Genomic DNA, 13,676 nt, shown 5'->3' on the forward strand with positions numbered 1-13,676 from the left:
CGCTCGGGGCGCTGATGGTCTCACCCTTCGAATTTGCTGAACTGCTTCGCCTCGCCCGGCCCTGCAGTGTCGCAGGTCTTGTGACTCGACTTGTCGCCCGGCAGTGCCGTGACGTGATCCGGCGGATGCCGCAGCCGTCAGGCCCGGAGGGGGGAGGCGGCTCACGGGTAGAATTCGCACCACGCGGTGTAGATCCAGCCCTCGAACCGGGCTTCGCGGCCGTTCAGGGCACCGTTCCGGACAAAGCACCATTTGCCCTCGCAGGCGCGGAGGTAGGCGGCGTCGCCATTGTGCAGGCTGCCGATCTGCGCATAGCCCGAGCCCGGGCCGGCGCGCAGCGCGAGAAAGCCGTCGCCGTTGGGGTCGAGCCCCGTGACGAGGCAGCCGGTGTCGGTGATGATCTCGCCGCGCGGCGGCACAATGCTCTGTGCTTGCAGCGAGGTCGCGCAGCACAGGGCGAGTCCAAGGCCCGTGAATAGCTTCATGACAATGCTCCTGATCTCGAAATGCCGGATCAGGATAGCAGAGCGCGCCCGCATCCCCTAGCGGCGCGGGCGCCGATCAGGGCTAGCCTGCGCGCTTGATGCCCATGAAGCGGGCGCGGGCGCGCGGGTCGCTGTCGAACAGCGCCGCGAGTTGCTCGGTCATCGCTCCGGCAAGCTGCTCGACATCGGTGATGGTCACCGCGCGGTCGTAGTAGCGTGTCACGTCGTGGCCGATGCCGATGGCCAGCAGTTCCACCTGCTTCTTGCGCTCGACCATGGCGATCACGTCGCGCAGGTGCTTCTCGAGATAGTTTGCCGGGTTCACCGAGAGCGTCGAGTCGTCCACGGGCGCACCATCGGAAATCACCATCAGGATCTTGCGCGCCTCGGGGCGGGCCGCCATGCGGCGATGCGCCCATTCCAGAGCCTCGCCGTCGATGTTCTCCTTGAGCAGGCCCTCTTTCATCATCAGGCCCAGATTGTCGCGCACCCGGCGCCACGGCGCATCGGCGCGCTTGTAGATGATGTGGCGCAGGTCGTTGAGGCGGCCGGGCTGTTGTTCGCGCCCCTCGTTGAGCCATTTCTCGCGGGCGAGCCCGCCTTTCCACGCGCGGGTGGTGAAGCCGAGGATCTCGACCTTGACGTTGCAGCGCTCGAGCGTACGCGCCAGCACGTCGGCGCAGATCGCCGCGATCGAGATCGGGCGGCCGCGCATCGAGCCGGAATTGTCGAGCAGCAATGTCACCACCGTGTCGCGGAACTCGGTGTCCTTCTCGACCTTGAAGCTCAGCGGGGTGGTCGGGTTGGCGACCACGCGGGCGAGGCGGCCGGCATCGAGGATGCCTTCCTCGAGGTCGAACTCCCAGCTGCGGTTCTGCTGCGCCTGCAGGCGGCGCTGAAGCTTGTTGGCCAGCCGCGAGACCGCGCCCTTGAGCGGCTCGAGCTGCTGGTCGAGATAGGCGCGCAAACGCTCGAGTTCCTGCGCCTCGGCCAGTTCCTCAGCGGCGATTTCCTCGTCATGCGAGGTGTCGAAGACGCGGTATTGCGGGTCGGCCTCTGAGGCGGGCGCGGGGGCGGGGGGCTCCATCGGCGCCTCGCCCTCGGGCATCTCGGTTTCCTCGCCCATCTCCTGATCGGCCATGTCGTCGGCCGAGACCTGCGCCTGGGAGGCGTCCTGCGTCTCGTCCTGGCTCTGCTCGGGCGAGGCCTCGGCCTCGTCCTGCTGGTCCTCGTCCTGACCGGTGCTGTCGGGCTGCTCCTCGTCGGCGCCCTCGGGTTCGGCCTCGGCCTCGTCCTCGTCGTCGATCTGGTCGGGGTCTTCGCCAAGCTGGTCGCCATAGCCGAGATCGGTGATCATCTTGCGCGCGAAGCGAGCAAAGGCGGCCTGATCGGCAAGCGTCTCCTCGAGCCCGTCCAGCGTGCCGCCGGCCTGGTCCTCGATGAAGCCGCGCCACAGCTGCATGACGTGATCGGCATCCTTGGGCAACTCGCGCCCGGTGGCGAGGTGACGGATCAGATAGCCCGCGGCCACCGGCAGCGGTGCCTCGGAGGGCTGGGTGATCTGTCCATAGCCGCGGCGCGCGGCCTCGTGGCCGATCTTGGCGTCGATGTTGCCGGCTGTTCCGGGCATGTCGCGGGCGCCCATGGCCTCGCAACGGGCGGTCTCCATCGCCTCATAGAGCTCACGCGCGATATCGCCCGGGGGCGCGTAGCGCGCGTGGGTCCCAGCGTCGTGGTAGCGGCGATAGAGCGCCAGCGCGTCGGCGGTGCCGCGGGCCAGCAATACCTCGTCGCGGGTCATGCGGCGGCTGACCTGCGGCAGGCGCATGATGTCGCCCGAGACCCCGGCAGGGTCGACGGTGTAGTTCACCGTGAGGTCGGAATCGTCGGCCATGACCTTGGTTGCCTCGGCCAGGGCCTTCTTGAACGGATCTGCGGGGTTGTCGTCATTGCGCGCCATGGGCACAGGTTTCGCGCTCTGGGAAGCGATTGGCAAGGGGCAAAAATCGCCGCTCAGCCGGGCAGGATGGCAGTGCAGCGTGCCAGCTCCTGCTCGGCCAGCATTCGGGCGCGGGCGGCGCGCCGCGTGTCGCGGTGGAAGCTGGCGGTCTGCAGCAGCCGCGCCTGCGCGAATTTCGCGGCGATGCGCTGGTGCAGGATGCGCGGCCCGTCGAGCCCGGCTGCCCTCGCGTCCGGCAGGATGGCGGCGATCAGCTCCTCGAAGCCTCGGCGCTGGCGCTGTGCGGTGCTGCCGTCGCTGCGGTCGATGAGCCAGCCATGTTCGATGGTGGCAGAGAGGCGGCCAGCGCAACTGGCGAAAAGACGGACGCGTTCGGCCGTCTGCGCCGGAACGGCTTCCGATGCGGAAGCCGTCACGAGGGCGACGAGAGTGCCGCAGAGAAATGTTTTCAAAGCGCCCATGTTTTGAACATTATCGCAAAATGATTAATCCCACCTAGCGGAATTTGGGGTTTTCTGACCCGATGGTCAAAAAATCAGGGGAGTCCGGAGGCCGCAACGCCTGCGCAAGACAAAGGCCGCGCCTCCGGTCAGAAGCGCGGCCCGTTCATGTCTTCGCAGACGCCGATCAGGCGAGGCTGAGGCTCGCAGCGCTTTCCGGGAGTTCCTCGTCAAAGCAGCGCTGGTAGAACTCGGCCACGGTCTGGCGCTCGAGCTCGTCGCACTTGTTGAGGAAGGAGAGGCGGAAGGCGTAGCCGATGTTGCGGAAGATCTCGGCATTGGTGGCCCACGCGATCACGGTTCGCGGCGACATCACCGTCGAGAGCTCTCCGTTCATGAAGGCGCGACGGGTGAAATCGGCCACCGTCACCATCTGGCGCACGGTCTTGCGGCCTTTCTCGGTGTTGTAATGCGGCGCCTTGCTGAGAACGATGTTGGTCTCGGCATCGATGCTGAGATAGTTCAGCGTCGCGACCAGCGACCAGCGGTCCATCTGGCCCTGGTTGATCTGCTGGGTGCCGTGGTACAGGCCCGTGGTATCGCCAAGGCCGACGGTGTTGGCGGTGGCGAAAATGCGGAAATGCTTGTGCGGCGTGATGACTTGGTTCTGGTCAAGCAGGGTCAGTTTGCCGTCGGTCTCGAGCACCCGCTGGATGACGAACATCACGTCGGCACGGCCGGCATCGTATTCGTCGAACACGATGGCGGTGGGGTTGCGCAGCGCCCAGGGAAGAATGCCTTCCTGGAACTGGGTGGTCTGCTTGCCGTCCACCAGCTTGATCGCGTCCTTGCCGATCAGGTCGATCCGGGAGATGTGGCTGTCGAGGTTGACGCGCACGCAGGGCCAGTTTAGCCGCGCCGCGACCTGCTCGATATGGGTCGACTTGCCGGTGCCGTGGTAGCCCTGGATCATCACCCGGCGGTTGTTGCGGAAGCCCGCAAGGATGGCCATCGTGGTGTCGGGGTCGAACTTGTAGGTGCTGTCGATGTCCGGCACCCGGTCGGTGCGCTCGGGGAAGCCGTGCACCACCATGTCGGTGTCGATGCCGAAGACCTCACGGACCTCGATCTCCTCGGTCGGTTTCGCATTGACGTCGATATCACTGCTCATGGCGGGCCTCTGTCGGATCTGTAAAACGCTTTGCCCCGTGGTGCCCCATATCTCCGGCAGTGGCAAGAGCGGCAGAGCGGCGCGGATAGGGATTGCAACGCTGCGCCATCTCGTTAGGCTGCCGGCAAGAAACGACCCAAGCCAGGCACCGCAGCACGTGACCACCCCGCAAGCCGAGATTGAAGACCTGATCGCCCGGATCGCCATGGGCGACCGCGCGGCGTTCCGGTCACTTTATGATCGGACAGCGGCGAAACTCTTTGGCGTTTGCCTGCGTGTCTTGAATGACAGGGCGCTCGCTGAAGAGGCGCTGCAGGACGTTTATTGCAAGATCTGGGCGCGGGCTGGCCAGTACCGGGTCAACGGGTTTTCCCCGATGACTTGGCTGATCACGCTGGCGCGCAATGCTGCGATCGACCGCCGTCGCAAGCGCGATGCAGGCGAGCGGCGCAAGCAGGATCCGATCGATGCGGCCGAGATGATCGCCGATCCGGGTCCCGGGCCGGCGCAACAGCTGCAGTCGCGGGCCGAGGCAGAAGCCCTGTTCGGCTGCATGGCCGAGCTGCCGCCCGAGCGCGCCGAGATGGTGCGTCGCGCCTATCTCGAAGGCGCAACCTATAACGAGCTGTCCGATGCCACCGGCGTCAAGCTCAACACTGTACGAACCTGGCTGCGCCGCAGCCTGATGCAACTGAGGGAGTGCCTGAGCCGATGAGCGGGCCTGAGGATACGGATCTACCGGGCGGCTGGGAAGCCGCGGCGGCGGAGTATGTCCTCGGGCTGCTGCCGGAGGACGAACTGCGCGCCTTCGAGTCGCAGCTTGTCCAGGATCAGGCGCTGCAGCAGGATGTCGAGGCGTGGGAGGCGTATTTCGCCGCCTTCACCGATGACATCGAAGAAGTCGCGCCGCCGCCGCAAATCCTGCGCCGCACCGAGGCACAGCTCTTCGGCAAGCCGCGCGCGCCGCTCTGGCAACAGATCCTGCCGTATTTCCTTGGCGCCGTGGCCGCCGCGGCCATTGCCTGGATGGCGATGTTCGGCGGGTTGCTGCAATCGAGCGACGAGCCCGATCTCTGGGCCGATCTCGAGACGCCGTCGCGCGGGCTGGTGATGCTGGCGCATTACGCGCCCGACAGTCAGACCTTCATGGTGCGCCGCGATGCGGGTGACTACCCCGACGACCGGTCCTTCGAGATCTGGCTGATCGCCGATCCTGAGAGTCCGCCGGTCTCCATCGGTCTGGTGGACCGCGAGCAGCTGACCGAGATTCCGGTTTCCGACGAGATCGCTGCCCAGCTTCCGGGCGCCACCGTCGCGATCTCGGAAGAACCGCTCGGCGGGTCTCCGACCGGCGTGGCCACCGGCCCGGTGCTGTCTCTGGGGCAGCTCGAGCCCCGCGAGGAGCTGTAGGCGCCGCCCCGATCGGGGCGGGTCCGCATCCCCGTGCGATCACCCCGAGCGTTTCCAGCCAGAGATCCTCGTCAGGTCAATGGGTCTGAACAGGTTGCCTGCGCGATACAGACAAGGGATGGCGCGGTCTTCGGCTGCTTGGGGGCAGGGTCTCAGCGCTGCATTCTGTCCGTTCGAACGGCCGCGGACATCGCACCAGTCAATCACGATGAGCCAAAGAAAAAGGGGCGGGAGATGATCTCCCGCCCCTTATGAACTTGCAGGGTGTTCCGCGTCAGCGGCCGCGGATGCGGGGGTCGAGCGCGTCGCGCAGGCCGTCGCCGAGATAGTTCACCCCCAGCACCGTCAGCGAGATCGCCACGCCGGGCAGCAACACCCGCTCGGGGAAGTCCTCCATCCGCGCCACCGCGTCGGCCAGCATCTTGCCCCAGGTGGGGAAGTCCGACGGGAAGCCCACGCCGAGGAAGCTCAGCGCCGATTCCGTAATGATCGCGGTGGCAAGGCCCAGCGTCGCCGAGACCATGATCGGCGACAGCACGTTGGGCAGAAGGTGCCGCTTAATGATCTTGAACGGCTGGGTGCCGATGGAGCGCGCCGCGAGCACGAATTCGCGCTCCTTGAGGGCGAGCACGTCGCCGCGCACGATGCGCGCCGTGGGCATCCACGAGGTGATGCCGACCACCGTCACGATCAGGATGAACATGCCGCCCTCGGGTCCGAAATTGGCGCGCAGCGGTTGCCGGAACAGCGTCACCGCGACCAGCAGAAGCGGCAGGATCGGCAGCGACAGGAACAGGTCCGTGAGGCGCATCAGCGGGCCGTCGAGCTTCTTGAAGAAGCCCGCCATCACGCCCACGCCGGTGCCGATGACCAGCGACAGCAGCATCGCCGCCCAGCCCACCGCCATCGATGCCCGACCGCCGGCGATCAGCTGCGAGAGGTTGTCGCGGCCAAGCTGATCCGAGCCCAGCGGGTGGTTCCAGCCGACATCGGCCTCGCTGTTCCAGATCGCGGTGTAGATCGGTCGCATGTCCTTGTTGCGGATGTCGAGCGCCTGCGGATCGAGGGTCCAGAGGTAGGGGCCGATGAGCACGCCGAAGGTGATGAAGAAGAGGAAGAACGCCCCCATCATCGCACCCTTGTGCTTCCGGAACTGCTCCCACACGTCGCGCCACTTGGAGCGCGGCGGCGCCATCGGGCCCTTGTCCTTGAGTGCCTCGATCGGCGCGGCCTTGGCGCCCTCGGCGAGGATCACGTCGTCTTGCGGGCTGTCAGTCATAGCGGATCCTCGGGTCGAGAAGGCCGTAGAGGATATCGGCGATCAGGTTGAACATCACGATCAGGAACGCAAAGATGAAGGTCAGCGTCATGACCATGGGAAGGTCGTTGGCGAAGAGCGCCGTGATCAGCAACTGGCCGATGCCGTTCACCTTGAAGACGTTCTCGGTGATGATGGCGCCGCCGAAGATTGCCGGAACCCCAAGCGCGATCACCGTGATCACCGGGATCATCGAGTTGCGCAGCACGTGCACCATCACAACGACCGCCTCGCTCAGGCCCTTGGCGCGCGCGGTGCGCACGTAGTCCTGGTTGAGGTTGTCGAGCATCGAGGCGCGCATGTAACGGCTCAGCTGCGCCGTTGTCTGCAGCGCCAGCACCATCACCGGCATGATCATCTGGCTGAGCTGGTACTTGAAGCTCTCCCAGTCGTTCACGACGTGGGTGGTGTCGTAGATCGACGGGAACCAGCCAAGGTAGACCGAGAAGATCACGATCAGCAGAGGGCCGGTGAAGAACGGCGGGATCGAGAAGCCGACCATGGTGACGAAGGTACCCGCCTGGTCGAAGACCGAATACTGCCGGTAGGCCGAGTAGATGCCGATCGGCAGCGCGATCAGCACACCCACCACGTAGCTCAGGCCCACGACCCAGAGGGTCTGCGGGATGCGCTGCAGCACGATGTCCATCACCGGCGACCGGGTCTGCCACGAGATGACCCGCAGCTCGCCCTGGTAAAGGTTCGTGTCGGGCAGCCAGCCGAGCAGGAAACTGTCTCGGGTCAGCCAGTCGATGAACACCTTGGGCTCGGTCCAGAAGACCTGCACCAGCCATTTCCAGTATTGCACCAGTGCGGGCTCCCCGACGCCGAGGGCCTCGCGCATCTTCTGCTTGACCTCGGGCGGCACGGTCAGCGGCACCTGCGCCATGGGATCCCCCGGCGCGAGCTGCAGCAGCATGAAGATCACGAAGCTGATGAACAGCAGCGTGGGCACCGAAAGGACGAGGCGGCGGATCGCATAGGTCAGCATTGGCGGACCTCGCAGGCGGGGGCGCTGGCGCGGCGCCGCTGCGATTGCAGCGGCAGCGTCCGGCACCGGTCATGGATGCGGGCTGTATGCGTCATGAATTCCGTGTCTTTGTTGTTGGGCCCGTGCAGCGGAAGCGGCTGACACCATGCGGCGACAGCGGCCGAAAAGGGGAACCGGCCGCGCGGGCCGAGATCGGGGCTCCCGAGAGGTGAGGTCATTAGCAGACCTTCCAAAAAGGGGCACGCCCCCGCGCAGGGCGGAGGCGTGCGTGTCACAGGATCAGCCGTCGATGCGGTACCAGTCGGCCGCGTTCCACAGCTCGCTGTCCCAGGTGTTCAGGACCACGCCACCAAGCGTGTTGGAGTGCGCCGAGACACGACCACGGTCGACCAGCGGAACGATCGTCATCGTTTCCTTGGTGATGATGTCGTTCAGCTGCTTGGCGATCTCGCCGCGCTTGCTCAGCTCGCCGGTCTTCGCCAGCTCGTCGAGAAGGGCATCGTACTCTTCGTTGCAGAAGCGGTTGATGTTCTCACCCTGCCACTGCGAGGACGGCTTCGGCTCGTTGCCGCAGCGGTACATTTGCAGATAGGACTGCGGGTCGGTGCCGTCGAAGTTGTTGGCGTACATCTCGACGTCCGCATAGAACTTCTGGAAGGTGTCGGGCGAGCCCGGATCACCGCCGAAGAACACCGACGAGTCGACGTTGCGCAGCTCGGTCTCGACGCCGATCTGGTTCCACCAGTCCTTGATCAGGGCCTGGAAATCCTGACGCACGGCATTGGTCGAGGTCTGGTAGAGCAGCGACAGCTTCATGCCGTCCTTCTCGCGCACACCGTCGCCATCGCTGTCGGTCCAGCCGGCTTCCTCGAGCAGCGCCTTGGCGCCTTCGAGATCCTGGGTCAGGCATTCCTCGTTGTCCGAGGCGTAGAGCGCAGGCGCGGGAACGAGGTTACAGGTCGGACGGCCGGCCTGACCATAGCCGATCTCGGTCAGCAGCCCACGGTCGATGGCCATCGACAGCGCCTTGCGGACGTTGAAGTCGGACAGGATCGGGTGCGGATGCGCGACCGTCGAGCGTTCGCCTTCCGGAAGGTCCGGCGACGGATCGGTCATGTTCATCTCGAGGCGCTCGACCAGGGTGCCGAAGGCCGAAACCGGGGTGCCCTGGCCGCCTTCTGCCATGGAGGCGAGCACGTCGGGCGCAAGCTGCAGGTTCCAGGCATAGTCGAACTCGCCGGTCTGCAGCACCGCACGCGCAGCCGCTTCCGCGTCGCCGCCGCCTTTCAGCGTGGCGGTCGCGAAGGCCGGCTTTGCCGGGTCACGATAGTTGGGGTTGGCCGAGAGCGAGATCACGTCGTTCGGCTTGAACTCGTCGACGACGAAGGGGCCGGTGCCGATCGGGTTGAAGTTTGCTTCGGTGCAGGTCGACGCCGCAGCGCCCGTGCAGCTCTCGAACTGTGCCTTCTGCAGGATCGGGGACTGGCCGCCCATGAAGGGGCCGTAGGGGTTCGGCATCGCCTCGTCGAAGTTCACCACGACGGTCAGGTCATCGGGGGTGTCGATCGACGCAATGTGGTCGAACTTGGCCAGCTGCGCGCAGCCGCCTTCGGGATCCATGCAGTAGTCGGCGGTGAATTTCACGTCGGCCGAGGTCACCGGGCTGCCGTCGGACCACAGCAGGCCCTCTTTCAGCTTCCATGTGATCGACTTGAGATCCTCGGACACGCCGCCGTTCTCGACGGTGGGGATCTCTTCCGCAAGGTAGGGGACCAGCTCGCCGGTCTCGGTGTAGCGGCCCAGCGGCTCGAGCACGAGCGACGAGGCTTCGATATCCTTGGTGCCGCTCGACAGGTAAGGCGTCATGATGGACGGCGCCTGCCAATAGATGATGTTGACGTGCCCGTCCTCGCCGCGCTCGGCGAAGGCTGCGGGGGCAAGTGCACCGGTGGCGACAGCCCCTAGCAATAGGGTCTTGAGCGTCATGGGGTTCTCCTCGTTGGACGCCGGCGCTTTGGCCGGCTTTTTGGTTTTGTCTGAAAGCGGAGTCCGTTTGGACACGAACGACCGTCACCGATCGCCGGGTCCCTCGTCCATCCCGATCATGACCGGTATCGAAAACAGAACGAGATGAAAATGCAAGCACTGCCTTGGCGGAACCTGACAGCAGGGTTTGACACCGTCCAAAACCTGCCCTTAGCTTTGGCATCCGCCATCTCAGGAGAAAATGGATGCTCGACAACGCCATCGCCCGGATCGAGAAACTTCGGGTCGAATTTGAGACGAAAGACGGCACCGTTGCCGGCGTGGAAGACGTCAGCTTCGACGTCGGGCCGGGGGAAACCGTCTGTATCGTCGGCGAGTCGGGCTCGGGAAAGTCGGTTTCGTCGCTCTCGCTGATGCGTCTGATCGAGTTCGGCGGAGGCGAGATCGCCAACGGGCGCCTCATTTTTGATCGCAAGGACGGCGACGAGCTCGATCTGGCCAAGGCCGATCAGGACCTGATGCGCGACATCCGCGGCAACGAGATCGGCATGATCTTCCAGGAGCCGATGACCGCCTTGAACCCGGTCTTCACCATCGAGCGCCAGCTCACCGAGGGGCTGCGCGTGCACCGCGACATGAGCAAGGAACAGGCGCAGGCGCGCGCGCTCGAACTGATGCAGCAGGTGCGCATCCCCGAGCCGGAGCGCCGGCTCAAGCAGTATCCGCACGAGCTTTCGGGCGGTATGCGCCAGCGTGTGGTGATCGCCATGGCGCTGGCCTGCAAGCCGCGCCTGCTGATCGCGGACGAGCCGACGACCGCACTCGACGTGACGATCCAGGCCGAAATCCTCGCCCTGATGGACCGGCTCAAGCGCGAGACGGGCACAGCGGTGATGTTCATCACCCACGACATGGCGGTTGTGGCGCAGATGGCCGACCGCGTGGTGGTGATGTTCCGCGGCAGAAAGGTCGAGGAAGGCACCGTCGAAGAGATCTTCGAGAACCCGCAGCACCCCTATACCAAGGCGCTGCTGGCGGCCGTTCCGAAGCTCGGCGAGATGAAGGGCAAGCCGCTGCCCGAGCCGATGAAGCTGCTCGGGCACGAGCAGGACGAGATCAAACCCATCACGGGCACGGATCAGCCTCTGCTCCAGGTTGAAAACCTCACGACGCGGTTCCCGGTCAAAGGCGGATTTTTCCGCCGGACTGTGGCAAATGTGCATGCGGTTGAGGATGTTAGCTTCACCCTAAACAAGGGGCAGACGCTCAGCCTCGTGGGCGAATCGGGATGTGGGAAATCCACGGCAGGGCGTTCGATTCTTCGTCTGGTTGAGCCGATGCGCGGCCGGATCTCGCTCGACGGGGTCGATGTGATGGGGCTCGGCCCCAACATGCTGCGCGATGAGCGCCGGCAGATGCAGATGATCTTCCAGGATCCCTTCGCCTCGCTGAACCCGCAGATGCAGCTCGCCGACCAGGTCGCCGAGCCAATGCGCAATTTCGGCAGGCACGCCGGCTCCGAGATGATGGACCGCGTCGAGATGCTGTTCGACCGGGTCGAGCTGCCGCGCAGCTTCATGCGCCGCTATCCGCACGAGCTTTCGGGCGGCCAGCGTCAGCGCATCGCCATCGCCCGCGCGCTGGCGCTCAACCCCAAGCTCATCGTCGCCGACGAGGCCGTTTCGGCGCTCGACGTGTCGGTGCAGGCGCAGGTGGTGAACCTGATGATGGAACTGCAGGCCGAACTGGGGCTGTCCTATCTCTTCATCAGCCACGACATGGCCGTGGTCGAACGCGTGAGCCACAACGTGGGCGTCATGTATCTTGGCCGCATCGTCGAGATCGGCCCGCGCGCGGCGGTGTTCGAGAATCCTCAGCACCCCTACACGCAGGCGCTGATGAAGGCGGTGCCGGTGGCCGATCCGCACCGGCGCAAGTCCGAGAAGGACCTCAACTTCAAGCCGATCCCGTCGCCCATCCACCCGGTGGGTTACGAGCCCGAGCCCAACACCTACCGCGAGGTTTCTCCCGGGCATCTCGTGCTGACCTCTGACAGCGGCTACTGACGAAGCGGCACGCGCAGGGCCTCGCGGCAGCGAGGCGGGGGGAGCCTGTCCTGTCACGCAACCAAAGACCGAACCAACAGGACGACCCATGGCCCACAGCCTCACCACCGCGACACAGGCCGCTCCGGCGCTCAGCAACCGGCCCGACCTTGCCACCGACGCGATCCGCACGGCGCGCGAGGATCTTGCGGCCTGCTTCCGCATGGCGGCGCGCTACGGCTTCGAGGAAGGCATCTGCAACCATTTCTCGGCGGTGGTGCCGGGGCATGAGGACCTGTTCCTCGTGAATCCCTACGGCTTTGCCTTCCGCGAGATCACCGCCTCGTCGCTGCTGATCTGCGATTTCGAGGGCAACGTGGTCGAGGGCGCGGGCCAGCCCGAGGCGACGGCCTTCTATATCCATGCCGAGATGCACCGCCGCCTGCCGCGTGCCAAGGTCGCCTTCCACACCCACATGCCCTATGCCACGGCGCTGTCGATGACCGAGGGCGACCCGCTGATCTGGGCTGGCCAGACCGCGCTCAAGTTCTATGGGCGCACCGCGGTGGACGAGGATTACAACGGGCTCGCGCTCGACAACGCCGAGGGTGCGCGCATCGCCGGGGCCGTGGGCGAGGCCGATATCGTCTTCATGAAGCATCACGGCGTCTTGGTTCTGGCGCCAAGCATCGCCGAGGCGTGGGACGATCTCTACTATCTCGAGCGTGCCGCCGAGGTGCAGACGCTCGCCATGTCGACTGGGCGCAAGGTGCTGCCGGTGCCGCATGACGTTGCGCAGGCCGCCTACGAGCAGATGCGCGAGGGTGACGAGGATTCTGCGCGCCTGCACCTCGCCGCGATCCGCCGGCAGCTCGACGCCGAAGAGCCGCAGTACCGGCACTGACGCTGGCCATGCGTGTGGTGCGGAGCATCGGCAAGGGGCTTCTGGCGGCGTTGGCGTTGATTGCGCTCGTCGCCTGCGCCCAGCAGATCCGCCTCAGCGAGGGCGATGCGCTGCCGCCACCGCCCGAGGACGCGCTGCGGATTGCAACGCTCAACGTGCATTACATCGACCTGCGTGGGCAGGGCGAGGGACGCTGGAGCCGCGCCGGCTGGGAGCGGCGCAAGCCGGCGCTCGGTGCGGCGGTCGAGGCGCTCGAGGCCGATGTCGTCGCGTTTCAGGAGATGGAGAGCTTTCGCGGCGGTAATGCCGATACCGACAACCTCGCCCGCCGCTACCTGCTCGACCGGCTGAGCGGCTATGAGGCGGCGGCGATCGGCGATTGGCGGACGTTTCCCTCGACCCAGCCGATCTTCTATCGCACCGGCAAGCTGGAACTGGTGGATCAGGGCTGGTTCTTCTTTTCCGACACGCCCGACGTGATCTATTCGCGGACCTTTGATGGCTCCTGGCCGGCCTTTGCCTCCTGGGCCGCGTTTCGACCGCGCGGCGGGGGCGATGTCTTTCGGGTGATGAACCTGCATCTCGAATATCGCAGCGCCAGCAACCGGCGGCTGTCGGCCGAGCTGATCGCGGACCGCTTACGCCCGGTGATCGACTCCGGCACGCCGGTGGTGCTTGCCGGCGATTTCAACGCCCTCGCGGGCTGGGAGGTCATGGAGAGCCTCGAAGCCGCCGGGCTGCGTTTTCCGAAGGTGCCTGGCGCAACCTATCACCTGGACCGTGGCCTACACCTACTGCCGGCCATCGACCATATCGGCCACAGTGCTGGCCTTCGTCCTGTGAGCGGCCCGCACGTGCCGCAGATCCGGGTGGACGGCGTCTGGCCCGCGGACCATCATCCCGTGGTGCTCGATCTCGCGCGGCCCTGAACGCTGCGAAAGCGGGCAGGGCGCGGGGCCGGAGACT

General features: G+C 65.7%; 12 protein-coding genes. 5 read left to right on the forward strand and 7 right to left on the reverse strand.

The genetic code is table 11. The features are described from left to right. Positions 1 to 161: 161 nt before the first annotated feature. From JF542_RS16285 to cobS, 4 genes are all read right to left on the reverse strand, one after another. Positions 162 to 485, reverse strand: coding sequence for an SH3 domain-containing protein (locus JF542_RS16285; protein ID WP_207076612.1), 324 nt, complete (start codon positions 483 to 485; stop codon positions 162 to 164). 82 nt (positions 486 to 567) lie between these two features. After that, positions 568 to 2,445, reverse strand: coding sequence for a cobaltochelatase subunit CobT (cobT, locus tag JF542_RS16290; RefSeq protein ID WP_007800056.1), 1,878 nt, complete (start codon positions 2,443 to 2,445; stop codon positions 568 to 570). A 53-nt stretch (positions 2,446 to 2,498) separates the two neighbouring features. After that, complete coding sequence (locus JF542_RS16295; protein WP_207076613.1) at positions 2,499 to 2,906, reverse strand: hypothetical protein; 408 nt, start codon at positions 2,904 to 2,906, stop codon at positions 2,499 to 2,501. Between the two features lie 166 nt (positions 2,907 to 3,072). Then, a complete protein-coding gene (cobS, locus tag JF542_RS16300; RefSeq protein WP_007800061.1) occupies positions 3,073 to 4,056 on the reverse strand; it encodes a cobaltochelatase subunit CobS in 984 nt (327 codons plus the stop codon). Between the two features lie 157 nt (positions 4,057 to 4,213). Between cobS and JF542_RS16305 the strand changes: the two genes are divergently transcribed. Continuing rightward, the gene (locus JF542_RS16305; protein WP_007800063.1) at positions 4,214 to 4,771 is read left to right on the forward strand and encodes a sigma-70 family RNA polymerase sigma factor; all 558 of its coding nucleotides are present in this window, start codon (positions 4,214 to 4,216) and stop codon (positions 4,769 to 4,771) included. Beyond that, entirely contained in the window at positions 4,768 to 5,466 is a 699-nt protein-coding gene (locus JF542_RS16310) for an anti-sigma factor (RefSeq protein ID WP_207076614.1), read from the forward strand. Before JF542_RS16305 ends, JF542_RS16310 begins: the two co-directional genes overlap by 4 nt. A 274-nt stretch (positions 5,467 to 5,740) precedes the next feature. Here JF542_RS16310 and JF542_RS16315 read toward each other — a convergent pair whose 3' ends face one another. The 3 genes from JF542_RS16315 to JF542_RS16325 all read right to left on the reverse strand — a co-directional run bounded on the left by JF542_RS16315 (position 5,741) and on the right by JF542_RS16325 (position 9,761). After that, positions 5,741 to 6,745, reverse strand: coding sequence for an ABC transporter permease (locus tag JF542_RS16315; RefSeq protein ID WP_207076615.1), 1,005 nt, complete (start codon positions 6,743 to 6,745; stop codon positions 5,741 to 5,743). Then, on the reverse strand, positions 6,738 to 7,775 hold the full coding sequence (locus JF542_RS16320; RefSeq protein WP_007800073.1) for an ABC transporter permease: 1,038 nt from the start codon (positions 7,773 to 7,775) through the stop codon (positions 6,738 to 6,740). The genes JF542_RS16315 and JF542_RS16320 overlap by 8 nt, the downstream gene beginning before the upstream one ends. 279 nt (positions 7,776 to 8,054) lie before the next feature. Next, the gene (locus tag JF542_RS16325; RefSeq protein ID WP_007800075.1) at positions 8,055 to 9,761 is read right to left on the reverse strand and encodes a peptide ABC transporter substrate-binding protein; all 1,707 of its coding nucleotides are present in this window, start codon (positions 9,759 to 9,761) and stop codon (positions 8,055 to 8,057) included. Positions 9,762 to 10,006: 245 nt separating this feature from the next. Here JF542_RS16325 and JF542_RS16330 point away from each other — a divergent pair, with 245 nt between their 5' ends. The 3 genes from JF542_RS16330 (at position 10,007) to JF542_RS16340 (ending at position 13,639) form a co-directional block, all read left to right on the forward strand. Then, positions 10,007 to 11,827, forward strand: coding sequence for an ABC transporter ATP-binding protein (locus JF542_RS16330; RefSeq protein ID WP_207076616.1), 1,821 nt, complete (start codon positions 10,007 to 10,009; stop codon positions 11,825 to 11,827). Between the two features lie 88 nt (positions 11,828 to 11,915). Beyond that, positions 11,916 to 12,710 carry an aldolase gene (locus tag JF542_RS16335; protein WP_207076617.1) on the forward strand — a complete coding sequence of 265 codons (795 nt, stop codon included), beginning with the start codon at positions 11,916 to 11,918 and terminating at the stop codon, positions 12,708 to 12,710. Positions 12,711 to 12,718: 8 nt separating this feature from the next. Continuing rightward, entirely contained in the window at positions 12,719 to 13,639 is a 921-nt protein-coding gene (locus tag JF542_RS16340) for an endonuclease/exonuclease/phosphatase family protein (protein WP_207076618.1), read from the forward strand. Positions 13,640 to 13,676: the final 37 nt, after the last annotated feature.

Origin of the sequence: Salipiger bermudensis, assembly GCF_017309175.1 — a bacterium.
Lineage (GTDB): Bacteria > Pseudomonadota > Alphaproteobacteria > Rhodobacterales > Rhodobacteraceae > Salipiger > Salipiger bermudensis.

What these genes read in the sequence shown, in the direction of transcription:
- JF542_RS16285 (WP_207076612.1), bottom strand. Translation starts at nt 485, where the DNA reads ATGAAGCTATTCACGGGCCTTGGACTCGCCCTGTGCTGCGCGACCTCG.
- cobT (WP_007800056.1), bottom strand. Translation starts at nt 2,445, where the DNA reads ATGGCGCGCAATGACGACAACCCCGCAGATCCGTTCAAGAAGGCCCTG.
- JF542_RS16295 (WP_207076613.1), bottom strand. Translation starts at nt 2,906, where the DNA reads ATGGGCGCTTTGAAAACATTTCTCTGCGGCACTCTCGTCGCCCTCGTG.
- cobS (WP_007800061.1), bottom strand. Translation starts at nt 4,056, where the DNA reads ATGAGCAGTGATATCGACGTCAATGCGAAACCGACCGAGGAGATCGAG.
- JF542_RS16310 (WP_207076614.1), top strand. Translation starts at nt 4,768, where the DNA reads ATGAGCGGGCCTGAGGATACGGATCTACCGGGCGGCTGGGAAGCCGCG.
- JF542_RS16315 (WP_207076615.1), bottom strand. Translation starts at nt 6,745, where the DNA reads ATGACTGACAGCCCGCAAGACGACGTGATCCTCGCCGAGGGCGCCAAG.
- JF542_RS16320 (WP_007800073.1), bottom strand. Translation starts at nt 7,775, where the DNA reads ATGCTGACCTATGCGATCCGCCGCCTCGTCCTTTCGGTGCCCACGCTG.
- JF542_RS16325 (WP_007800075.1), bottom strand. Translation starts at nt 9,761, where the DNA reads ATGACGCTCAAGACCCTATTGCTAGGGGCTGTCGCCACCGGTGCACTT.
- JF542_RS16330 (WP_207076616.1), top strand. Translation starts at nt 10,007, where the DNA reads ATGCTCGACAACGCCATCGCCCGGATCGAGAAACTTCGGGTCGAATTT.
- JF542_RS16335 (WP_207076617.1), top strand. Translation starts at nt 11,916, where the DNA reads ATGGCCCACAGCCTCACCACCGCGACACAGGCCGCTCCGGCGCTCAGC.
- JF542_RS16340 (WP_207076618.1), top strand. Translation starts at nt 12,719, where the DNA reads ATGCGTGTGGTGCGGAGCATCGGCAAGGGGCTTCTGGCGGCGTTGGCG.